Genomic DNA, 24,086 nt, shown 5'->3' with positions numbered 1-24,086 from the left:
CCAAGTAGTAATATTTATTGAAGCTTATCAGTCATCTCAAAACGATCAACTTCTTTTAAGCTCGATGGCTTTTCATTAAATGCAGCATAAAACACATATTTTTTATCCTTATCCAGTCCGGGCATTACCTTGCCTATCACTTTCCTGATCTGCATATTTTCGTTTTTAATGGCAGTGGTATCTTTTAAATTAATGGCAGTTAAATACTGGATCATAGGGAAACTTCCTTTCTCATCTGTTTGATTAAAGATCCTTATTATCCGGGGTTTTGTAGGTACATCAGTAAGGGTAAACGGAAATTTATATTTGTCGTTTGCCTCATTTACAATTTGCCCATAAAAAGTATGAAGCTCACCTTCATCCGGGTATTGTAAAATGTCAACAGGTTTCATACAGATATTTGCTAAAGCTGCCAGGTTTACCGCATCGATCAGGTAGTTTTTACTATAAGCTTCTTTAGCCATTTTAAAAAGTTCCGGCCCGGTTTTTCTGTTAATGGTATAGGGCTCAACATCAAGTTCGCTTATTTTCCAGCCATAATCAAATTTGGAAAAAATCAGGCTGATCATATATTTATTTTCAGCGCTTTTTGGTAAAAAAAATGCGATGTACATTTCTTTTTCAGGGTTTTGGTAAAAAAAGCCATAATCATTTGTAGGACTGCCGGCGGATTTTACAGTGTCGGCATCCCTGTATTTATTGACTATATAATATTCATCAGATAAGCTGTATTTGCTATCATTAAGGTAATTGCTGATGCGCCCAACTATTCGTTCTGTATAGCTATTGTGATTCAAGTCCTTCGACATCATTAATTTTAAACGTTTAAAGCCGTTAGCTTTCAGGTAACCAAGAGCTTCGTTGTTAAGCTCATGGAAATCAGATCTTTTACCGGCATCTATCCTGTCATTTTTCCATACCCCGGGTAAATTATTGGAGCAGCTTTGCAAGATAAACACCGATAGCAGTACAAGCAATTGTGGGTATAGTTTAGAGGGGATCATATAAGGGATAAAGATAATAGTATGCAGCAGAATTTGCTATGACTTTAACTATGAAATATTAGTAGTAATTGACTTTTATCAACCTTTTAAGGTTATAAACAGGCTAACTTTACCGCATCACAAATACCTCATTATAAATGGAAAACGGAATAGCTGAATTATTTGATCTCCCCCAAGGCGTAACTTATTTGAACTGCGCCAGCCTTTCGCCGCAATTAAGATCAGTTACAGCAGCTGGTTTGCAAGCGCTGCAAAAGAAGGTTCATCCATGGGAGATCCAGTCGGCAGACTGGTTTGCTGATCCTGAAAAATTACGCGCACTCGCTGCCCGGGTTATTAATGCCGGGACTGATAGCATGGCTATTATTCCATCGGTTAGCTATGGTATCAGCATTGCTGCAGCCAATGTGCCTGTTGCGAAAGGTCAGCAAATATTGGTGATGGATAAAGAATACCCATCCAATTATTACTCATGGGCCGAGCTGGCAAAAGCTAAAGGCGCTGAAATTTTAACCGTAAAAAAGGACGGATCAACGTGGACAGAGGCTATATTATCTGCAATTAATGGAAATACAGCCGTAGTTGCCATATCAAACTGCCATTGGACAAACGGTGCACTTGTTGATTTGGTGAAAGTAGGCGGAAAAGCCAGGTCAGTTGGTGCTGCTTTGGTGATAGATGCCAGCCAGGCAATGGGGGCATATCCAATTGATGTGACTACAGTTCAGCCTGATTTTTTGGTGTCGGTAGGGTATAAGTGGCTGCTGGGGCCTTATGGATTGGGGTATTTATATGCCGCACCAAAATGGCATACGGCTGGTAAACCAATTGAATACTCATGGCTCACCAAAAACGACAGTGAAAATTTTGCAGGGTTGGTTAACTACCGTGATGATTACAGGCCGGGAGCAAGACGTTTTGATATGGGGGAATTCCCCGGCTTTATAAACGTACCAATGGCAATAGCAGCGCTTACACAAGTGTTAGACTGGGGTGTGGTTAATATCCAATCACAATTAAAAATTGTAACGCAACAAATAGAGCAACAGGCAAATTTGCTGGGGCTTGGTTTCCCAAACTCTGCTGAAAGAGTTGAACATATGATCGGCCTCGATTTGCCGGGTGGTGTAAGCGATACGTTAAAAACTGATTTGAAAAATGAAAATATTTTTGTGGGTTTCAGAGGAGAGAGCATTCGCATTGCGCCTCATTTATATACAACATCAAGGGATATAGAAAAGCTGTTTGATGTTTTGAAAAGACATGTTAAAACAAGCTAATCTCAGCGGTCTCTGTGCATTCTCTGCGAACGCTACGGTTTAATTTAACCGCAAAGGTCACAAAGGGATGCACAGAGAAACACAGAGTGGAAGACCTGTTTATTTCAATTTACTATCCGCAAAATTCATCATTGCCTTATGCATAAATGCAGCAAACGCCGGGTTGGCTTTACCCTCAACATTTGTGTACCGTTCATCTGCAACATACAAATTTGCTAAGCCTTTGTAGGTTTCAATTTTCAGGTCGGTAGGGTCTGTTACACCCCAAAAGCTGCGGATGTTGGCGTAATGCCGGGCTATCTGTTCCTGTACAACTTCACTTTCAGGGTTTTCATTAACAAGGGATGCAAGTTTTTGGGCAATATCTTTTTGATCAGTTTTTAATTGCTCCATATTAAGCTTTGGCATTTCAAGCAAAGCCTTTTCTGATCGTATAACAACATCCTCGCCCCATTTTTCAATAGCTTCTTTGCGGTATGCTTCAGTTTGTTCTTTTGGCATGCCTTCGTATAATTCTTCGTAATTGCTCATGGTTTTGTTTTTTAAATGATTAACTGTTTTGTCAATGGTATTGAGCAAGGTTGTGAGATGTTCCCTTTTTATGGTTAGTAATTCTTTGTGCCCTTCAAGTGCTTTGATCAGGTCAAAATCGGGGTCATCAAGGATAGGGTTTATCTCTTTTAAAGGAAAGTCAAGCACTTTATAAAAAAGTATTTGCTGTAACCGTAATAATTCTTTTTCACCATACCGGCGATACCGGCTCTCGGTCCGTATGGATGGTTTTAATAGGCCCAGCTGATCATAAAGATGCAGTGTGCGCACACTTACACCCGCCAGCTTAGCCAATTGTTTTACAGAATAATTATCCTTCATTTTTACTTTGATCAATACCTTAACACAAAGCTATGCTATGACGTAAGGTAAGAGTCAAGTGTTTTTGAAAATAAATTTTTGGCTCATTATATAACGGGCCTAATCTGATTGGATTTTTATGAAAGTATGGCACAAATACACCGTAATAAAGGCATTACAGCACTTTGCCGGGCATTGATTTTGTTGTTATTTTTGATAAAATCAAAAACTATGGAAAGCAAGTCAACCCAAACAGAACCGGCTAATGAACATTTGGAGATTCTTGAAGCCAGGAAGATCCTGAACGTAAAATGGTCAAATCTTGACGATTCAAAATTTAGAGAGTTCTGCATGAACAATGCATGTATTGAAGACGTGTGCGCAACAGGCGTAAAAATAATGGACGCCAATTTAAGCGACCTTGAGATTGAAGGTGCACAGCTTGGCGGAGCCTATATCCATAACATAGGTATGCCACCCAAGGGCCACCCCAATTATGACCCTGCCGCTAAGCAAAGGCCATTGACGTTTGAGAATTGTGATTTAAACAACAGCACCATTACCGATTGTAACCTTAATAATGTAAGTATTACTGATTGTAATTTAACCGGCATGACGATAAACGGAATCCTTGTTGAGGATTTGCTGAAAGCATATAATGTTTGAATTAGTTAAGGATTAAACTTAGCTAATCAATCCTGATAATCATTTAAATCATAAAAATCGTGTTTACATTAGCACTATTATTATGATCCACGTCTTCAAAAAATATCTTATCGATAAAATAACCATTACTGATGAGGAATGGGCACTGTTTGAGCAATATGGCGTGATGAAAAAATTGCGTAAGCACCAATACCTTTTACAGGAGGGAGATGTGTGGAAGTTAAACGCCTTTGTTTGCCAGGGTTGTTTAAGAAAATACCATGTTGACGATAAAGGCATTGAGCATATTGTTTTTTTTTCGATAGAAAATTACTGGACCGGCGACCGGGAAAGCCTGCTATCCGGCTTGCCTGCAAAATCAAATATTGACGCTATTGAAGACTCTGTTGTGCTGCTTTATAGCATTGAAAACTTTGAGTTGATAAAAAGTAAGATCCCTGCTTTTAAAGATTTTGTGATCGGTCTACTTGAGAGAAGCTTTGTTGTATCACAAAACCGGGTCCATTCATTTATCAGCCAAACAGCCGAAGAAAAATACCTTGACTTTATTAAAACATCGCCTCAAATAGCTAAGCGGGTACCTCAGCATATGATCGCATCCTACCTCGGTATTTCTCCCGAAACCTTAAGCAGGGTGCGCAAATCGGCGGTGAAAAAATAGATCCCTCTTGATATTTGTCAAGTTTTTTCACATCAAAGGTCAATGGATGTTGGGGCTTGTTATATGCAATTTTGTTTCATTCAATTAACAATAAAAGATTAATAAAATGAACAAAATAATTTTCATTACCGGCACCAGCACAGGCTTCGGTAAATTAATGGCAATAACCCTGGCTAATGCCGGAAATAAAGTAATTGCCGGCATGCGCGGCACAAACGGGAAAAATGAAGTGGTTGCAAAAGAGCTTTCTGCTATCAGCAATATAACTGTTGCCGAAATAGATATAACAAGCGATAGTTCGGTAACAAATGCCATCAGCCAAACATTGGCAAAATTTGGCCGGATAGATGTTTTGGTTAATAACGCTGCCGTATCAGGCTTTGGGTTATTAGAGGCTTACACCATTAACCAGGTTAAAGAAATGTTCGAGGTGAATTTTTACAGCGTGCTGCGTACCTACCAGGCGGTATTACCATCAATGCGCAAAAACAAAAGTGGCTTGATTATTAATATCACCAGCGGCGCCAGCGGTCATACACTGCCCTTTATGATCCCTTATTTAGCTTCAAAATTTGGGGTGGAAAGCATTACCGAAGGGATGCAGGATGAATTGCGCGATTATAATATCGAGAATGTAAGTATTCAGCCGGGAGTATATCCTACAGAAATGAACAATGGCACCAAACCCGGGTTAAATGCCGACAAAGCTGAAATTGTTGCTGAATATGGCGATGCTGCAGCGCAAAAATTTAATGCTATGGGTGCTGCAATGTTTGGAAAAATGGCACAGTTTGACATGAACCCGCAAACCATTGCAGATGGGGTGTTAAAGCTTATTAATATGCAAGACGGAACGCGCCCGTTACGTTTTCCATTAGACGCCATTGCCGAAGGTACTGATGTTGAATTTATAAATGCAAGAGCTTCAATTAAAGCTAAATGGGCAGCTAAATACAACGGCTGATCTTTTTGAATTTACCGCGTCAGGACAGTCATGGGATAAAATGCTATGACTGTCTTATTTTCTAACCGGTTAGACAACCATAGGAAAGGTATTATCGTATATATGATATCATGAGTAAGCCTCTTCTCATCTGTCACAAGTGCAAAGCCATGTTTCACTATTCGGTTCCGAAAGGTTGGTTTTTGCGGAATGTACTTTTCTTTTTGCCAATTAAAATATATTTCTGTGCCAAATGCAATAAGCGGCGTTATTTGTGGCTATCCGATGCAGAAGAACATAAATATCACAGAGTTTAAATAAGATTATCAACAGCCTATTTCATAAGCCATCTTCATATACATTCTTACTTCATCATTAATATCTTCTTTAAAATACATGCGGAAATGATGGTTATAATCATCGCTGCCGGGTACCGGCTTTATCTTGTTAAAACATAAATTATCCTCATAGGCCTGCTTAAACGGAAACACCACATCAACAAAGTTTTTACCAAGTTGAATAATATAAGCAAACCTTTTACGGGCAGCAAAGCTTATCATTGATTTTGCAGGGTGCAGCCGCACATCGCCAATTTGTTTGTACTCATTTACCAGGTGATCAAAAAGTTCAATGGTATGTTGTGATTTCCCGTTCAGGAAATCAGCAAGCTCCTTATCCCTGCATGAATGCACCTGGTTGGTATTTACAAATTCCTGTGAGCATAAAGGGCAGATCCACATGGTGATAGAGATTGGAGGTTAGAGACTTGAGATTGGTTATTCAAATATACAAAAAAGCGTCCCGGATCTCATCCCGGAACGCTTACTAACTAACTCCCAAATCTCACTTCTGAAGATTTAAGCTCTTTGTGGTTGGTCATTGTGTCATTAGTTGCTTAGTCATTGGTCATTGGTCATTAGCGGGAACTATACAAATAGGCAGTTATCAAAATGACTAATGAAACAATGACCAATGACTAAACTCACTCTGAACGCAAACTCTTCACCGGGTTTACCAGTGCAGCTTTAATACTTTGATAACTCACCGTTATTATGGCAATTAAAAACACCATAACCATAGGCGTTATAAAAAACCAGGCGCTAAAATCAATGCGGAACTTGTAGTTCTGTAGCCATTTATAGCAGCCCCAGTATGCCAGTGGCAAGGCTATCGCGTTAGCAATTAATATTAAGCCAACAAAGTCTTTTGAGATAAGCATCAGGATGTTTGATACTGATGCACCCAATACCTTGCGGATACCTATTTCTTTTATACGTTGTGTTATGGTGATCAGCGTTAAGCCGAATAGCCCCAAACAAGCCACAAAAATGGCGAAGCCCGAAAATAGGCTGAACACCTGGCCAAAATGCTGCTCAACTTTATATTGCTGGTCAAAAAACTCATCTAAAAAGAAATATTGAAATGCAGCCTCAGGGAATACATTTTTATAGGTTTTTTCTACCTGTGCAATGGTTTGCGGTAAATTACTGCTGCTAAACTTTACCTCGTAATGGGTTACGCTCGACGGATCTATTGCACGAACCACCAACGGGGTATAATCATCTTTTAACGAGGTTTGATGGAAGTTTTGGATCACGCCTATAACCTCGTTTTCAAACACCCTGCCCCGGCCGTTTTTTGTTTCAACAAATTTGCCGATAGCATCATGCGCATTTTTAAAACCAAGGGATACAACGGCAGCCTCGTTCAGCATCATCGGACTTTTAGAGAAATTGGTATTAGCTGTGATCTTTTCGCCGGCAACAACATTTACCTTAAACTGGTTGAGGTACCTGTTGCCGATCTCTAAAGTTGATAACCGCAGGCTTTTTTCACCGGCCTGTGTGTGGCGCGTGTATGACATAATATAGCCGATACTTTGCCCTGGAATGCTTGACGATGAGGTAACACTTTTTATCCGCGGATCGCGGGCCAGCTCGGTTTGAAAAACACTGTCTTTTACGGTGAAGTTAGCCGCATCCTGGTCGGTAGCTCTTACGTTTTGCGGCGCTAAAACAACCAGGGTTTGCTTCATGTCCATCCCCATATTATTGGCTTTCATAAAATTAACCTGGCGGTAAACCACCAGCGTGCCCATCATAAAAGCAATGGTGGCAACAAACTGGAAAACAACCAGTGCTTTCCTTAGCGGGATGCCATGGGCGTTGTTGATGAATTTGCCTTTCAGGATTTGAACAGGTTTATAGTTTGAAAGGATGAGGGCAGGGTAGGTAGCTGATAACAAAATTCCCGCTATCAATAACCCGATGAATCCGAATGCAAAATAAGGATCTTTCCACAAGGTAAAACCAATCCGCACACCGCAAAGCGCGCTAAACCATGGCATACAAAGCAGTACAATAAATATTGCAACAGCCACACTAATAACATTTAGCAATAACGATTCGAACAAAAACTGCTTGATAAGCTGCGCCCGCTGTGAGCCCAATACCTTGCGGATCCCAACCTCTTTTGCGCGCTCAATTACTTTAGCCGTTGAAAGGTTTACGTAGTTGATATAAGCAATCAGCAGGATTAGCACCGCAATAAGGCCCAGGTACCAAACCAAATTACCATTACCGCCATTGCTGATCTCGTTTGAAAGGTTGGAATACAAATGAATGTCGCGCAGCGGCTGTAACGAAAGCGCAATGTTATTGATATTGGTTTTGCCCTGCGTTGGGCTCGCTGCATTCTGCCCATTTTGAACGGCAGATTTTTTTATAAAAGCAGGTAGCTTTGCTTCCAGTAATTTGGCATCGGCCTGGGGAGATAGCAACACATAGGTGTATGAATCCGGGTAAACCCAATCCCCGGCCTTTGCGTCGCCTGACAGCACGAAATCAAACTGAAGGTGTGAGTTTGCCGGCACGTCTTTACAAATACCGGTAACTGTTGCCTTGATATCAGTACCGGAGGTTTGCTGCTGAACCCTGATGATTTTACCAATAGCATTTTGGCCCGGGAAGTATTTTTTTGCAGTGCTTTGGCTGATAACAACCGTATTAGGATCATTAAGCGCCGTAATTCCGCCTTCTATCATCGGGAAAGAGAACAGCCGGAGAAAGGAGGCATCGGCCTGGTAAACCCTGCTTTCGTTAAAAGCTATTAATGAACCATTGGGCTGTTGTGAAGTTACCAGCCCCTCAAAATTTGAAACGCGGGTAATTTCTTTCACCTCCGGAAACCCGGCTTTTAAAGCCGGCCCGACTGCCGAATAGGTTTTGGGCATATTCTCGACCAGGTTGCCCTGGTTATAGTTTTGATGCTTTATGCGGTAGATATTGGCCCCGTTTTTATGGAAGTTATCATAGCTTAACTCAAAGCTAATGTATTGCACAATAAGCAGGCATGCCGCCATACCAATTGCCAGGCCCATTATATTAATGAGCGAGAATAGTTTTTGGCGGATAAGAATACGCCATGCGATTTTAAAATAGTTTGATATCATTTAGTTGGTCATTAGTCATTGTTGTCATTAGTCCTTATGTCATTGGTGGTTTGGTCATTAGTCATTATATCATTGGTCATTAATAGGGATTGTGCAAGTAAGCAGCTACACAAATAACTAATGACCATTGACCAACCCTCACTCTGATTTCAAGCTCTTTACCGGGTTCATTAATGCCGCTTTAATTGCCTGGTAACTAATGGTAGTTAAAGTGATGATTATTGTTGAAACGCCTGCAGCTAAAAATATACCTGAGCCTATGTTAATGCGATAAGCAAAGCTATGCAGCCATTGGCTGGTAGTCCACCATGCCAGTGGAAATGCTACGAGTATTGCAATAAATACAAGCTTCAAAAAATCTTTTGATAGTATTACGACCACATTACTTACAGAAGCTCCGATAACTTTTCTTATGCCTATTTCTTTTTGTCGTTTTTGTGCGGTAAAGGCGGCTAAACCAAAAAGACCAAGGCATGATATGATTATAGCTATCCCTGCAAAATAACGTGATAATACAGCTACCCTTTGCTCCGATGCATATAAAGCCTGGTAATCGTCATCTAAAAATTTATATTCAAACGGGAGCCCGGGATTATATTTTTTGTAAAGTGCTGCAAGTCTTGCAATGGTTTCTTTTTCGGTTCCGGCTTTTAATTTAATTACCAGGTTGGCTGCGTTTTTTCTGTAACTTAAAAAGAATGGCCCCACTTTTTTATACAGCGATTCAAAATGAAAATCTTTTACCACACCTATTATTTTCTCCGGCCTTCCCCAAAGCTTAACTATTTTGCCAATCGGGTCTTTAATGCCCATTTCTGCAATGGCTGTTTCATTGAAAATTACTCCGGCAGTGTCAGAAACGAATTTACGGGAGAATGGGCGGCCTGCCGAAGTTTTTAAACCCATCGTTTCCATAAAATCGTAATCAGCATATAAGCCGCTAAACTCTATCCGGTGAGTTTTTCCTTCCCAATCTATTCCTCCGCCACCGCTGTGGTTCCCAAGCATATCTCCCTCCATATCTGTTGCATTTACTACACCCGGTATGGTTTTAGCATCTGTTAAAAATGCCTGCTCATTTTGTTGCAGCTTTCCATCGTTTGAAAAATTAATGATATGATCTTTGTTATAACCCAGGTTTTTGGTTTGGATCAATTGCATTTGCCGGTAAACAACCATTACCGACACGATAAGCACTATAGAGATGGTAAATTGAAAAACAACCAATACTTTACGAACTATTGATTCGCCGCCCGAAGCATTTAACTGGCCCTTTAATATTGCGGCAGGCCTGAAACCCGAAAGATACAATGCCGGGTAGCTGCCTGAAATAATGCCTGTAACTACGGCTATCAATATTAAATAAGATACAAAACCGGTACTGAAATTAAGGCTGAGATTTTTCCCGGTGATCTCTTTAAATGCAGGGAGCATAAGCCAAACAAGCCCCACAGCTATAATGAGCGCCAAAAGCGACATTAACACCGATTCGGTGATGTATTGGAAAATAAGTGTCCCGCGGCCTGCGCCAACCACTTTTTTTATGCCAACCTCCTTTATCCGGCCTGATGCTTTTGCGGTAGACAGGTTCATGAAATTTATACAGGCAATAACCAATATAAAGATGGCTACAATAGAAAATAGCTTAATATATTCAATGCGGCCACCTGCAACTGCTCCATTTTCATAGCGGTTATATAAATATTTGTCTGAATAACGCTGAAGAAATAAAGTGCCGGCCCATTTTAATCCGTCATCCCCTGCTTTGAATTTTGACCTGATGAAATTTTTGATCTTTTTGTTAAGCAATTTTTCATCAGCTCCATCTTTTAAAACAACATAGGTAGATTGGCTACTACTTAACCAATTAATATTATGCCTTATATTTTCAGCATATAAAGTATTTGAAAACAAAAGATCAAACTGGGTAGTTGAATTAGCAGGCGGGCCTTCAAAAATACCTGATATCATGTAGGTTCCGTTTAGCTTTTCCGGGCCGTTGGCACCCCGGTCCCATTTTACCATTTTGCCTACAATATTTTGCGTGCTGTGAAATAATTTAACAGCCATGGCCGATGACAAAAGAACGCTCTGGTGATTGGGAAATAATGCGTTTTTATCCCCTTTGATAAGATGATAAGAGAAAACATTAAAAAAATTAGGGGTTACATATAATTCAACGGCTTTGATACCTGAATTGTTAACTGAAAGGATCCCCTTCGGGCTGCCGTCAGCATCAGGCGACTTTATAACTACCGTTTCTTTAATCTCCGGTATTTCATCTGTTAATGCTTTAGCTAAATGATCGGGAGTAACTTCCAAAGTCAGCAATCCGCCATCGGCAAGCGGTACATTTTGCATTACTTCGTAAATTTGTTTCCTGTTTTTGTGAAATTGATCGAAACTTAGCTCATCGTTTACCCATAAATAGATCAGGAAAACACAAGCAAGGCCACTTGCAAGGCCTATCAAATTAAGAAGCGCAAACTGACGATCTTTTAAAAGATTGCGCCAGGCAATTTTAAGATTGTTTTTAAGCATGGTGTTTGGTCATTAGTCATTATGTCATTAGTCATTGGTGGTTTGGTCATTGGTCATTACATCATCGGTCATTAGTGGGAATTGTGCAGCTACACAAATGACTAATGACCATTGACCAATGACCAACCCTCACTCACTTTTAAGACTCTTCACCGGATTCGTCAATGCTGCTTTTATACTTTGGTAGCTTACCGTTAACAGGGTAATTGCCATGGCGCCAAAAGCAGTTACAGCAAAAATCCACCAGGTTATGGTTGACCGGTAGGTATAACCCTGCAGCCAGCTGTGCATAAAATAATAAGCTACCGGAGTTGCAATCAGCAGCGAAATGGTTACCAGGATCACAAAATCTTTTGATAATAAACGCCAAAGGTTGAATACGGTTGCACCCAATACCTTGCGCACGCCGATCTCTTTTATGCGTTGCTCCGCCATGAATGATGCCATGCCGAACAGCCCCAGGCAACTGATGAATATGGCCAGGCCGGCAAAAGCGCTTGCCAGCTTGCCTATCCGCTCTTCGTTGCCGAATTTTTTGGCATATTCCGTATCCGCAAACTGGTAATCAAATGGCTGGGCGGGATTGTATTTTTTAAACACCCGGCCTATTTTATCTATAGCCTCGCTTGTGCTGTTTTTTTGATTTATTTTTAGGATAACAAAATCGACGCCTCCTTTTGCAAGGTGATAAAGCATGGGCCTCACAGGCTCGTATGGCGATTCGGTAACCACATCTTTAATTACCCCAACCACCTTAAACGGTACGCCATCCCAACGAATGGTTTCGCCAACCGGGTTTTTAAGCCCCATGAATTTCGCGGCGGTTTCGTTGATCACAAATGCAACGGAATCAGTTAAAAATTGCGCAGAGAAATCGCGTCCGTCTTTAAACTGCCAGCCTACGGTTTTGCCATAATCAAGCGATACATCCGTATTAGGGAAATCAACGGCAAGGGATGGGTCTTTACCCTTCCAGTCGAAACCGGCATTTGTTCCATATACGCCGGTGGTAGGGCTGCTTGCTTCGGCAATGCTGGTGATGATGCCTGACTTAAATAGCTCGTCTTTAACTGCAGCAAATTGATTATGAATTTCACCGGTAACCATGGGCAGCATCACAATACCATCCCTTGTATAGCCCACCGGGCGGTTTTTGGCAAACTGGATCTGCCGGTAAACTATAATGGTGCCGATGATTAACGTAACTGAAACAGTGAATTGCGTTACCACCAATACTTTGCGCGGGATAGCTGCCAGCCGGCCAACCTTAAACGTGCCTTTCAATACTTTTACCGGTTGAAATGATGACAGGTACAATGCGGGATAACTGCCGGAAATAAGCCCTGTTATCAAACTAAAACCAATGCCCATTAGCCAGAACAAAGGGCTGCCCCATGGGATAACCATTTTTTTACCCGATACATCATTAAAAAATGGAAGCCCAAGCTGTACGAACAGGATAGCCAGCGCAAATGCAAAAACAACCACCAGCAGTGATTCGCTTAAAAACTGGTAAATAAGCTGCGACCGTAAGGAACCAATGGCTTTACGGATGCCTACTTCTTTGGCCCGTTTTTCAGATCGTGCAGTGCTCAGGTTCATGAAATTGATACAGGCCAGTAACAGCACAAAAACACCAATGATGCCAAACAACCAAACATACTGGATGCGGCCACCCACGTTTTTGCCGTTTTTAAAATCAGAAAAAAGGTGCCAGTTCTTCATCGGATCAAGGAAAATCTCTGGTTTCTCCTTCAATTCGCTTTTATCGACTTTGCTAAGCTTTACGTCTTTTATCCTTGCCGAAACGGTTTTCATATCAACGTTATCAGCAACCTGTGCAAAAGCCATATAACAGTTACACCGCCAGGTATCCTTTTGCTGCCTCATACCCTGCGAGGTTGATAAAAGCTCCCATGGGGCAATAAAGGTTACATCGGCAAAAGTTGAGCTGTAAGGAAAATCCTGGTAAACACCGGTAACTTTTACAACCAGGTTATTATCAATTTTCATCACCTTATTCATCGGGTCAGCATCGCCAAAATAAGTCCTGGCTGTTGATTCGGAGAGGATAACAGATGCCGGATCATTAAGGGAGGCCCTGCTGCCTTTGAGCATATTTATCGAAAACACATCCAGCGCCTGCGGCTCAAAGAATGTTCCGCTTTTGGTTAATTTCTTATCACCAAGGGTAAGTATGTGGTTATAGGTAAATGAAGCCATGGTGACAGCCTTAAAGCTGCTGCCATAGTTTTTAAAGATCTCGGCGCCAATTGGCCAGGGCACACTCGTACCTGTGCCGGTTTCGCCGTTAATGTTAAAGTTTTGCCTCACCTGGGCAAGGTTGTTGTAGTTTTTAAAGTTCTTATCAAACGATAATTCATCCCAGATCCATAAGCCTATTAGCATAGCTACCGCCATACCTACCGATAATCCGGTAATGTTGATGAACGAATGCGCCTTGTTCTTAACAAGGTTTCGGTACGCAATTTTTAAATAGTTCTTTATCATGGTGTTGGTCATTAGTCATTAGTCATTACGTCATTGGTCATTGTGTCATTGGTCATTAGTTATTGATGGAGTTATCCAAATGACTAATGACACAATGACCAATGACTATTCACTCTTTAAACTTCTAACAGGATTTGCCAGCGCTGCTTTTATACTTTGATAGCTTACAGTTAACAGGGTAATTATCATTGCGCCAACTGCTGCGATGGCGAAGATCCAGCCACTTATTTCGGTGCGGTACTGGTAGCTTTGCAGCCAGTTATGCATAAAATACCAGGCCATTGGCGATGCTATCAGCAATGATATAATTACCAGCACCACAAAATCCTTTGATAGCAATTGCCACAGGTTAAATACAGTTGCACCCAATACTTTGCGCACGCCAATTTCTTTAATCCGTTGCTCGGCTGTAAACGATGCCATGCCAAACAAACCCAGGCAGCTGATAAATATTGCAAGGCCCGCAAAACAGCTGGCCAGTTTGCCTATGCGTTCTTCGTTATCGAATTTTTTGGCATATTCCTCGTCGGCAAAACCTATGGTGTACGAGGTTGAAGGGTCGTATTTTTTTAATAAAACATTTATTTTATCCATTGCTGAATGGGCTCCAATCAGTGGATTAATTTTTATAGCGATGTTTCCCATTTGAGTCGAGCGCCTTGGCAGGTAGAAAAAGGATTGCTTAGTGGTTTCGTACACCGAGCCGTTAACCATGTCCTTTACTACCCCGATAATTTTAAACTTACCATAACCTGCCCAATCCACTGTCTCGTCAATTGGATGCTTAAGGCCCATAAATTTTACGGCAGCTTCGTTAACAATGAAGGCGCCGGTATCTGATGGAAACGCCGGGTTAAAATCCTTGCCTTCTTTAATTTGCCAGTTAATCGTCTTGCCAAACTCCGACGTTACCGACATGGTCGTAAAATTTTCCTGTAAGCCGGGGTCTTTGCCGCGCCAGTTAAATCCGCCGGCACTGCTAAATGCATTGGTTACCTGGCTTTCGGATTCGGCCACGCTTGTTACTGCTCCGCTTGCCAGTAAATCATTACGCAACGACAGGTATTGTTTGTTTAAATCCTGCGTTTGCAGGCTCACGTTTAGTAAGTTATTTCGGCTATAGCCAACAGGCCTGTTTTTGGCAAACTGGATCTGCTGAAAAATAACAATGGTACCGATAATAAGTATTACCGACACGGTAAATTGAACTACCACCAAAACCTTGCGGGGGACGGCGGCCAATCTGCCAACTTTAAACGCGCCCTTCAGCACTTTAACCGGGCGGAACGACGATAAATACAAAGCAGGATAACTGCCTGCAATAAGCCCCGTAAACAGGGTAAATGCAACTCCGCCAACCCAAAACGCAGGATTACTCCAAAGTATGCCCACCTTTTTATTAGCAACATCATTAAAGGCAGGCAGGCTCAACTGCACTAATAGCAGTGCCAGGCAAAATGCTATCACAGCAATCAGCATCGATTCGGCATAAAATTGGGCGACAAGCTGGCTGCGTACAGACCCTATTGCCTTACGGATACCTACTTCTTTAGCCCGTTTTTCGGAGCGTGCGGTACTCAGGTTCATAAAGTTGATACAAGCCAGCAGCAATACAAATGCGCCGATGGTGCCAAACAGCCAAACATATTGAATGCGGCCGCCTGTGTTAACCCCGTTCTTAAATTCGCTCCGTAAGTACCAATCACTCATGGGCTGTAAAAAAACTTGCGAGCGAAAGCGCACATCGCTGGAATTTAGGCTTTTAAGTATATTTAACTTTACATCTTTAATTTTTGCCGATACCTGCGTCATATCAGCATTGTCGGCTACCTGTACAAATGTTTGAAACCAACTGTAGCCCCACGGGTTGCCGTTAAACCTGCCGGGATAATTTTGGTTAACAGCAAGCATTTGCCAGGGTGCAATAAAGGCAAGGTCGCCAAATGACGAGTTTTCGGGCAGGTTTTCATACACGCCGGTTACTTTGGCATTTAGCTGCCTGTCAATTTTTATTGATTTGTTTATAGGGTCGACGTCGCCAAAAACTGCTTTTGCTGTGCTTTGCGACAGGATGATAGATGAAGGGTCGTTTAAACTTGAGGCGCTACCTTTAAGCATTTTTACCGAAAGCATATCGGTAATGGCCGGCTCCATATAATTACCGCTTTGTGTAACTGTTTTATCGCCGTAGGTTAACTGGTGCACGTCGGTCCACGACGCAATAATTATGTGTTTAAAATTACTGCCATAGCTATTGCGCAAAGCAGACGTAAGCGACCATGCCGATGTATTCCAGGTTTGCATTTCGTTGTTGATGAATTGATTATCCATCACACGGGCAATACGGTCGCGGTTTTTATAACCAGTATCAAAAGACAGCTCGTCCCAGATCCATAAACCTATTATCATAGCTACAGCCATGCCCACAGCCAGCCCTCCAATGTTTATCATTGATGAAACCCTATTCTTAATGAGGTTTCTCCAGGCAATTTTTAAATAGTTCTTTATCATTTTTGTTGGTCATTAGTCATTGTGTCATTGGTCATTGGTGGGTTCGGTGATCGGTCATTTAATCACCGGACAGGAAATGACCAATGACACAATGACTAATGCCCAATGACAAAACTCATTCACTCTTCAAGCTTCTTACAGGATTTGCCAATGCAGCTTTTATGCTTTGATAGCTAACCGTTAACAGCGTAATTATCATCGCGCCAACTGCGGCAACAGCGAAGACCCAGCCGCTTATTTCGGTGCGGTACTGGTAGCTTTGCAACCAGTTGTGCATAAAATAATAAGCCATTGGCGATGCTATCAGTAATGATATGGTTACCAGCACCACAAAATCCTTTGATAGCAATTGCCACAGGTTAAATACCGTCGCGCCCAATACTTTGCGCACACCAATTTCTTTAATGCGTTGCTCAGCTGTAAACGATGCCATACCAAAAAGGCCCAGGCAGCTGATAAATATGGCAAGGCCTGCAAAACAGCTGGCCAGTTTGCCTATGCGTTCTTCATTATCAAACTTGCCCGCATAATCCTCATCAACAAAGCGGATAGTAAAAGAAGATGAAGGATCGTATTTCTTCAAAATTCCCCTGATCTTATCCATTGCGCTATGTGCGCTAACCAGCGGGTTAATTTTTATGTTGATGTTTGATAACTGACTCCAATTTCTTGGTAAATAGAAGAATGACTGTTTTGCCGTTTCATAAGCCGATTGGTTAACCATATCTTTTACCACGCCAATAATTTTATACTTGCCATTACCAATCCATTCGATAGTTTCGCCAATGGGATGTTTAAAGCCCATGAATTTTACGGCAGCTTCATTAATAATAAAGCCGGAAGAGTCTGACAGGAATGCAGGATTAAAATCCCGGCCTTCCTTAATTTGCCAGTTTACGGTTTTTCCAAAGTCGGCAGTTACAGACATGCTGTTGAATTGCTCCTGTACACCGGGATCTTTTCCTCTCCAGGTAAAACCGCCATTGCTGATATATACAGCTGTTACCGGGTTTTCTGATTCGGAAACGTTACTTACTGAACCGCTGGCAAGCAGATCATTCCTTAATGCCTGGTATTGTTTGTTTAAATCCTGCGTTTGCAGGCTCACGTTTAGTAAGTTATTTCGGCTATAGCCAACAGGCCTGTTTTTGGCAAACTGGATCTGCTGAAAAACTACTATGGTACCGATAATGAGCACTACCGAAACGGTAAATTGTACCACTACCAGTACTTTGCGTGGAATAGCAGCCAACCTGCCCACCCTGAATGTTCCTTTCAGCACCTTTACCGGGCTGAAAGACGACAGGTATAATGCCGGATAGCTCCCCGCAATAAGCCCGGTGAATAAAGTGAATGCTACGCCCAACATCCAAAATAATGGATTGCCCCAAAGGATGCTTACTTTTTTAGCCGCAAGCTGGTTAAATTCGGGCAGGCACAGCTGTACCAAAAGCAATGATAAAAAGAATGCAAGGATAGCGATCAATAACGATTCGCTGTAAAACTGCGCAACAAGCTGGCTGCGAACGGACCCGATTGCCTTGCGGATGCCAACTTCTTTAGCGCGTTTTTCGGAGCGTGCCGTGCTCAGATTCATAAAGTTAATACAAGCCAGCAGCAATACAAACATGCCTATTATGCCAAACAGCCAAACGTACTGAATGCGGCCACCTGTGTTTATCCCGTTTTTAAACTCGCCGTATAAATACCACTTGCCCATGGGATGCAGGAACAGCTGCGATTTGTAACGGGCATCGCTGTTATTCAGGCCCCGCAGTGCGTTTAGTTTTAAATCCTTAATTTTTGCTGATACCTGTGCCATGTCGGCATTGTCGGCAATCTGTACAAATGTTTGAAACCAGCTGGCGCCCCATGGGTTATTAAACCTGCCGGGATAATTCTGGCTAATAGCCAGCATTTGCCATGGGGCAATAAAAGTCAAATCGCCGAAGGATGAGTTTTCGGACAGGTTTTTGTAAACGCCGGTTACTTTGGCATTCAGCTTCTTGTCTATCTTTATCAGTTTGTTTATTGGGTCAATATCACCGAAAACTGCTTTTGCTGTTGTTTGGGAAAGTATGATAGATGTAGGGTCGTTTAAGCTTTTAGCAGTACCTTTCAGCATTTTTACTGATAGCATATCGGTAATTGCAGGCTCCATGTAATTCCCTTTTTGCGTAACGGTTTTATCGCCATAGGTTAAAAGGTGATCGCCGGTCCACGAAGTAATGATCACATGTTTAAAGTAGCTGCCAAAATTACTCCGCAGGCCCGGAGCCAGTGGCCATGCCGATGACCCCCAGGTTTCCGTTTGGCCGTTGATAAAGGAGTTGTCCATTACTCTTGCAATGCAGTCGCGGTTTTTATAACCGGTATCAAAAGATAATTCATCCCAGATCCATAAGCCTATCAGCATAGCTACAGCCATACCAACAGCCAGCCCGCCAATGTTTATCATTGATGAAACCCTGTTATGGATCAGGTTTCGCCAGGCAATTTTTAAATAATTCTTTATCATTTTGTTAGTTATTGGTAATTAGTAATAATGCCATAGGTAATTCAACAAATGAGTTTAGTCATTTGCCGAATTACTTTTCCAGATATTCAATTTATCTAAGGGCATTAACTGCTTACGGCCAACTGCAAACTGTTAACTTCCTGTTATTTATTTTTTATAATTATATAATTACTTGTTTCTCACCTAACCTCCGGTCCCTAATCTCTAATCACTCGGAACGCAAACTTTTCACCGGGTTTGCCAGTGCTGCTTTTATACTTTGATAGCTAACTGTAAGTAACGTAATCATCATGGCGCCCAGCCCGGTTACAACAAAGATCCACCATGTTATTTCAGAACGATATTGATAATTCTGCAGCCAGTTGTGCATAAAATAATAAGATACAGGGGTTGCAATGAGTAATGAAATAACAACCAGGAATACAAAATCTTTTGACAACATCTGCCATAGGTTGAATACTGTAGCGCCCAACACTTTTCGCACTCCAATTTCTTTGGTCCGTTGCTCTACCATAAATGATGCCATGCCAAACAAACCAAGACAACTGATGAATATTGCCAAACTGGCAAAGAAAGTTGCCAACTTACCTATGCGTTCTTCGTCTCCGAATTTTTTGGCATACTCGTCATCAACAAATTTGTAATCAAAAGGGTCTCCGGGGGCATGTTTTTTGCAAACGGCTTCGATATTGCTTATTGCTGTACTTGCGCTCATTGTAGGATTGATGCGCACATTTACCAGGCCCGGGCCGCCTTCAATGTAAAAGATAGTCGGTTTTACAGGTTCATATGGCGATTCTACGATCATGTCTTTGGTAACACCCAATACCGTATATTTTTTATCATCCCAGCTTACTATTTGGCCAACAGGATTTTTAAGCCCCATGTATTTTACACTGGATTCATTTAAGATCAATCCATTTAAATCTGAAGCAGATGAATTTGTAAAATCCCTGCCCTGGATAAATCGCCAGTTTACTGTTTTACCGTATCCGGGGGTTACGGCAAAAGTGGCAAATTCGCCTGCGGTACCGGCGTCTTTACCCTGCCAGCTAAAACCGCCGCTTGATCTGCTCCCTTTTGTTATCTGGTTTCCTGATTCAGCAATTTCTGTTATTGTTCTTGTTTGAAGCAACTCATTCCTAAGTGCATCAAAATTCCTGTGCAGGTTCTCTGAATATGGCCTAACCATAATTAATCCGGAGCGACTGTAACCAATAGGGCGATCTTTAGCAAAATGAATTTGCCGCAGTACCACTATGGTTCCAATTATCATTGTTACTGAAAATGTAAACTGAACAACAATAAGTACCTTACGGGGAATGCTGGCCATTTTACCGGCCTTAAATGAACCTTTTAATACCTTTACAGGTTGAAAAGAGGAAAGGTAAAAAGCAGGGTAACTGCCGGCAAATAGTCCGCTAATAATTACAAATCCTATCCCTGTTAGCCAAAACGATGGGTTACTCCATAAAATAAATAGTTGTTTACCCGTTAAATCATTAAAAAATGGAAGGGTTAATTGCACCAGGAACAACGCGGCTAAAAAAGCCAGTACTGCCACCAACAAAGATTCACTTAAAAATTGCCAGATCAATTGCCCCCGCAAAGACCCAATCGACTTCCTGATCCCAACTTCCTTAGCCCGTTTTTCGGACCGCGCTGTACTCAGGTTCATGAAATTTATTCCCGCCAGCATTAACACAAAAATGCCAATTATCCCAAAGAGCCAGATATATTTGATGCTTCCACCGGTATTTACGCCATTTTTAAACTCGGCATATAAATGCCAGCGGCTCATCGGGAAAAGGAAAATTTGCGGATTTCCTTTTTTGCCATCCGGGTCTTCATTGTTAAGTTTAAGGTCTTTTATTTTTGCTGAAACCTCGGCTATGTTTTTTTGATCAGCCACCTGTGCAAAAACCTGGAATGAATTAGCATTCCAGTTGGTTTTGGCTTGCTGCATTTCTGGTGTATGCTCATATAAACCCCAGGGAGCAATAAATTTAACATCACTGAAACTTGCATTTGAAGGCAGATCCTGGTATATGCCTGCTACCTTCAAAGTAAAGTTATCCAACTTTAATATTTTGTTTATTGGGTCGGCATCACCAAAAATAGCTTTGGATACCGATTCGGATAATAATATTGACGATGGATCTGTTAATGCGTTCTTTATACCTTTGATCATTTTTAAGGTGAGCATTTCCGGTGCATCGGGCTCCATAAAATTGCCCGGCATAGAAATGTTTTTATCTTTAAATGAAAGAAGGTGAGGGTTGGTCCATGAGGATAACACTACATATTTAAAATCGTTGCCATAAAGATGGCGAAGCTCATAAGCTACAGGGATAGGCATAGCTTTCAAAGAATTGACTTCTCCGTTAGCTGTTTGGTTTTGCATAACCCGGGCAATATCGTCGTAGTTTTTATGGTATTTATCAAACGACAACTCATCCCAGATCCATAAGCCGATCAATACAGCAACCGCCATACCAACAGCCAATCCGCCGATATTGATCAGTGACGAAACCCTGTTGTGTACAAGGTTACGCCAGGCAATTTTTAAATAGTTTTTTATCATTGTTGTTGGTCATTAGTTATTATGTCATTAGTCATTGGTGGGGTCAGTCGCTGGTCATTTATTCACTGGACAGGCAATGACCAATGAATAATGCCCAATGACAAAACTCACTCGGAGCGCAAACTTTTTACCGGGTTTGTTAATGCTGCTTTAACTGCCTGGTAGCTTATGGTGCATAGCGCAATAGCTACTGCAATAATTCCCGCTGCTCCAAACACCCATAGGCTAATATTTATCCGGTAGGCAAAACCTTGCAGCCAGCTATGCATTACCAGCCATGATACCGGTGCGGATAATACAAATGATATCACCACCAGCACCATAAAATCTTTTGATAAAATATATACTACGCTTTGTGTTGATGCGCCCAATACTTTGCGGATGCCCACTTCCTTTGTGCGCTGTAAAATGTTATAGGCTGATAAACCCAGCAGGCCAAAACATGCAATCAATATAGCAAGGAATGCAAACAGCGTAAACATTTTGCCGAATTGCTGATCGTTTTTGTACTGGCCGTTAAACTGATCGTCTAAAAAGAAATAGTTAAAAGGATCATTAGGGAAATACCTGTTCCATGTAGTTCTTACGCCTGCAATAGTGTTCTGCAGGTCGGCTGTTTGCAGCTTGATGGAATATGCCCCCCGCACTTCAGGCCGAAGACGGATGACCTGCGGGTCGATAGGTTTTTGGAGACCCAGGTGGTGAAAGCTTTGTATTACACCAACTATGGTAAGCGTGTCTCCTGATGTAATTTTTTTGCCTATTGCATCCTGCGGATTTTTAAAGCCCAGTTGTACGGAGGCCTTGTCGTTTATTATCGCGCCTTTTTTATCGGTTACAAAATCTTTTGAGAAATTTCTGCCGGCCAGCAGCTTTAACTGAAATTGAGAGAGAAAATCATAATCGATAGCCATTTGGTACAAGGTGCCGCCGCCCAGCTCTTTATGATCAAGGCTTTCAAAGCCGCTTGTCCAGTAAATTTCTTTACCCATAACGCTTGAGGATGCAGCCATACCTTTAATCCCCGTGTTTTTTAGCAGATCAGACTTAAAAGCTTGAAACTCGTTTTTATACAGCGAATCGGTAACCGACTGCGCGCCATTAAGTACAAGGGTTTGATTGATGTTAACCCCAAGTTTTTGGTTCCGCATAAAGCTTACCTGCTGGTAAACGATAATGGTGCCTGCTATAAGGATAACAGAAATGCTGAACTGCACAATGATCAAACTTTTGCGCAAAAACAGCCCGCCCGAGGTGTTTTTAAACGCACCTTTCAAAACGGCAACCGGCTGGTAGCCTGAAAGTACAAATGCAGGGTATAAGCCCGATAGCAATGTGCCTGCAATAAAGATCCCCGAAAATATGAGCCAATATTTGGCCGACAAGCTGAAACCCATAGCCGTTTCACGTCCCATTAAATTATTAAACCACGGGGTTAAGGCAAACACAGTTATTGCTGCAATAACTATCGCCATAAAATTTAATATCACGTTCTCCAGCATAAACAGCCTGATCAGGTTTGATTTGGCTGCGCCTAAAACTTTGCGCACCCCAACTTCTTTGGCGCGTTCAACTGAGCGGGCGGTAGACAGGTTGATATAATTTATCCATGCAATCCCCATAATAATAAAGCCTATTAAAAACATAAAGCTTACTGCGCTGCCGCTGCCATTTGTTTCGGCCTCCTGGTTATAGTTTGAGTACAGGTAGATATCCCTAAGCGGAATTGTATAGAGATAGTCTTTTATATTATTTGCTTTGGCATAAGGTTTACTGTTGATGTACTTATCGGCAATGCCGGATAATTCGGCCTGAAATTTTTGAGGATCGGTACCGGGTTTTAGCTGGAAATAAGTATAAAAATCGTACCAGCCGAATGATTTGTTTGCCCGGTCAGTTTTATCACCGTTTATAGCCAACTCAGCCTCCAGTGTATTGTACGACACCAGGTAATCTATTATGAGGTGCGAATTTTTAGGATAGTCTTTAAATACACCACCTATTTGCAATGATTCATTTAAGCTGCTGCTGCGGGCAAGCAGTGTTTTACCAACAACATCATCAGTTCCAAAATATTTTTTGGCCATACTTTGCGAGATAATGATCTTGTTGGGGCCAATTAACGATGTCGTATTGCTGCCGCTGATCATTTCAACACCCAGCATATTTATGGCTGACGGATCGGCATAATAACCTTTGGTTTCCGAGAATTTTACATTCCTTGCATCATTGCTCAACAATAATTCGTCATCAATTATCCTGCAGTAGTTTTCTACTTCGGGATACATTTTTTTCATTGTGGGTGCAATGCCGGGGTAGGAGGTAGCAGACTGCCACATCATTTTGCCCTGTTTATACTGATCCAACCGGAGCCGAACTATCTGCGATGAATTTTTCTGAAAAGTATCATAGCTCCGCTCGTACGATACATACTGAAAGATCAGTAAACAGCAGGTAATGCCAATAGCAAGCCCTAAAATGTTTAACGCCGTGTAGCCCTTTCTTTTCGAAAGGTTACGCAACCCGATGGTGAAATAGTTAAATATCATTTTTTAGTCATTATG

14 protein-coding genes are annotated in these 24,086 nt (G+C 41.7%); 4 read left to right on the top strand and 10 right to left on the bottom strand.

The genetic code is table 11. The features are described from left to right. Positions 1-14: 14 nt before the first annotated feature. A complete protein-coding gene (locus tag BUE31_RS09935) occupies positions 15-1,004 on the bottom strand; it encodes a hypothetical protein (RefSeq protein ID WP_073402880.1) in 990 nt (329 codons plus the stop codon). A 137-nt stretch (positions 1,005-1,141) separates the two neighbouring features. On the opposite strand from BUE31_RS09935, the gene BUE31_RS09930 reads away from it, so the two are divergent. Then, complete coding sequence (locus tag BUE31_RS09930) at positions 1,142-2,284, top strand: aminotransferase class V-fold PLP-dependent enzyme (protein ID WP_073402878.1); 1,143 nt, start codon at positions 1,142-1,144, stop codon at positions 2,282-2,284. A gap of 99 nt (positions 2,285-2,383) precedes the next feature. Here the strand turns inward: BUE31_RS09930 and BUE31_RS09925 are convergent, their stop codons facing one another. Continuing rightward, the gene (locus tag BUE31_RS09925) at positions 2,384-3,157 is read right to left on the bottom strand and encodes a MerR family transcriptional regulator (RefSeq protein WP_073402876.1); all 774 of its coding nucleotides are present in this window, start codon (positions 3,155-3,157) and stop codon (positions 2,384-2,386) included. Between the two features lie 126 nt (positions 3,158-3,283). Between BUE31_RS09925 and BUE31_RS09920 the strand changes: the two genes are divergently transcribed. The 3 genes from BUE31_RS09920 to BUE31_RS09910 all read left to right on the top strand — a co-directional run bounded on the left by BUE31_RS09920 (position 3,284) and on the right by BUE31_RS09910 (position 5,427). Continuing rightward, complete coding sequence (locus BUE31_RS09920) at positions 3,284-3,802, top strand: pentapeptide repeat-containing protein (protein WP_143167077.1); 519 nt, start codon at positions 3,284-3,286, stop codon at positions 3,800-3,802. Between the two features lie 82 nt (positions 3,803-3,884). Next, positions 3,885-4,463, top strand: coding sequence for a Crp/Fnr family transcriptional regulator (locus BUE31_RS09915; protein WP_073402874.1), 579 nt, complete (start codon positions 3,885-3,887; stop codon positions 4,461-4,463). Between the two features lie 106 nt (positions 4,464-4,569). Beyond that, complete coding sequence (locus BUE31_RS09910) at positions 4,570-5,427, top strand: SDR family oxidoreductase (RefSeq protein WP_073402872.1); 858 nt, start codon at positions 4,570-4,572, stop codon at positions 5,425-5,427. A gap of 305 nt (positions 5,428-5,732) precedes the next feature. Here the strand turns inward: BUE31_RS09910 and BUE31_RS09905 are convergent, their stop codons facing one another. The 8 genes from BUE31_RS09905 to BUE31_RS09870 form a co-directional block, all read right to left on the bottom strand. Beyond that, positions 5,733-6,146 carry a DUF5655 domain-containing protein gene (locus tag BUE31_RS09905; RefSeq protein WP_200801898.1) on the bottom strand — a complete coding sequence of 138 codons (414 nt, stop codon included), beginning with the start codon at positions 6,144-6,146 and terminating at the stop codon, positions 5,733-5,735. Positions 6,147-6,388: 242 nt separating this feature from the next. Next, complete coding sequence (locus BUE31_RS09900) at positions 6,389-8,857, bottom strand: ABC transporter permease (protein ID WP_073402870.1); 2,469 nt, start codon at positions 8,855-8,857, stop codon at positions 6,389-6,391. Between the two features lie 138 nt (positions 8,858-8,995). Beyond that, complete coding sequence (locus BUE31_RS09895) at positions 8,996-11,398, bottom strand: ABC transporter permease (RefSeq protein WP_073402868.1); 2,403 nt, start codon at positions 11,396-11,398, stop codon at positions 8,996-8,998. 129 nt (positions 11,399-11,527) lie between these two features. Further along, positions 11,528-13,909, bottom strand: coding sequence for an ABC transporter permease (locus BUE31_RS09890; RefSeq protein ID WP_073403153.1), 2,382 nt, complete (start codon positions 13,907-13,909; stop codon positions 11,528-11,530). Between the two features lie 105 nt (positions 13,910-14,014). Then, a complete protein-coding gene (locus BUE31_RS09885; RefSeq protein ID WP_073402866.1) occupies positions 14,015-16,420 on the bottom strand; it encodes an ABC transporter permease in 2,406 nt (801 codons plus the stop codon). Between the two features lie 115 nt (positions 16,421-16,535). After that, positions 16,536-18,938: an ABC transporter permease gene (locus BUE31_RS09880; RefSeq protein ID WP_073402864.1), complete on the bottom strand. Its 2,403-nt coding sequence runs from the start codon at positions 18,936-18,938 to the stop codon at positions 16,536-16,538. Between the two features lie 208 nt (positions 18,939-19,146). Further along, positions 19,147-21,522 (bottom strand): ABC transporter permease, encoded by a 2,376-nt coding sequence (locus BUE31_RS09875; protein ID WP_073402862.1) that lies wholly within the window; start codon positions 21,520-21,522, stop codon positions 19,147-19,149. A gap of 107 nt (positions 21,523-21,629) precedes the next feature. Continuing rightward, complete coding sequence (locus tag BUE31_RS09870; RefSeq protein WP_073402860.1) at positions 21,630-24,071, bottom strand: ABC transporter permease; 2,442 nt, start codon at positions 24,069-24,071, stop codon at positions 21,630-21,632. Positions 24,072-24,086: the final 15 nt, after the last annotated feature.

Origin of the sequence: Mucilaginibacter sp. OK098, assembly GCF_900142915.1 — a bacterium.
GTDB lineage: Bacteria > Bacteroidota > Bacteroidia > Sphingobacteriales > Sphingobacteriaceae > Mucilaginibacter.
Note: the sequence above shows the minus strand (reverse complement) of the source record. Positions and strands in the feature narration are given on the sequence as shown.

Excerpts from the sequence above, each read along its gene's own strand:
- BUE31_RS09890 (WP_073403153.1), bottom strand. The coding sequence starts at position 13,909 with ATGATAAAGAACTATTTAAAAATTGCGTACCGAAACCTTGTTAAGAAC.
- BUE31_RS09880 (WP_073402864.1), bottom strand. The coding sequence starts at position 18,938 with ATGATAAAGAATTATTTAAAAATTGCCTGGCGAAACCTGATCCATAAC.
- BUE31_RS09885 (WP_073402866.1), bottom strand. The coding sequence starts at position 16,420 with ATGATAAAGAACTATTTAAAAATTGCCTGGAGAAACCTCATTAAGAAT.
- BUE31_RS09910 (WP_073402872.1), top strand. The coding sequence starts at position 4,570 with ATGAACAAAATAATTTTCATTACCGGCACCAGCACAGGCTTCGGTAAA.
- BUE31_RS09920 (WP_143167077.1), top strand. The coding sequence starts at position 3,284 with ATGGCACAAATACACCGTAATAAAGGCATTACAGCACTTTGCCGGGCA.
- BUE31_RS09935 (WP_073402880.1), bottom strand. The coding sequence starts at position 1,004 with ATGATCCCCTCTAAACTATACCCACAATTGCTTGTACTGCTATCGGTG.
- BUE31_RS09895 (WP_073402868.1), bottom strand. The coding sequence starts at position 11,398 with ATGCTTAAAAACAATCTTAAAATTGCCTGGCGCAATCTTTTAAAAGAT.
- BUE31_RS09875 (WP_073402862.1), bottom strand. The coding sequence starts at position 21,522 with ATGATAAAAAACTATTTAAAAATTGCCTGGCGTAACCTTGTACACAAC.
- BUE31_RS09905 (WP_200801898.1), bottom strand. The coding sequence starts at position 6,146 with ATGTGGATCTGCCCTTTATGCTCACAGGAATTTGTAAATACCAACCAG.
- BUE31_RS09930 (WP_073402878.1), top strand. The coding sequence starts at position 1,142 with ATGGAAAACGGAATAGCTGAATTATTTGATCTCCCCCAAGGCGTAACT.
- BUE31_RS09900 (WP_073402870.1), bottom strand. The coding sequence starts at position 8,857 with ATGATATCAAACTATTTTAAAATCGCATGGCGTATTCTTATCCGCCAA.
- BUE31_RS09925 (WP_073402876.1), bottom strand. The coding sequence starts at position 3,157 with ATGAAGGATAATTATTCTGTAAAACAATTGGCTAAGCTGGCGGGTGTA.
- BUE31_RS09915 (WP_073402874.1), top strand. The coding sequence starts at position 3,885 with ATGATCCACGTCTTCAAAAAATATCTTATCGATAAAATAACCATTACT.
- BUE31_RS09870 (WP_073402860.1), bottom strand. The coding sequence starts at position 24,071 with ATGATATTTAACTATTTCACCATCGGGTTGCGTAACCTTTCGAAAAGA.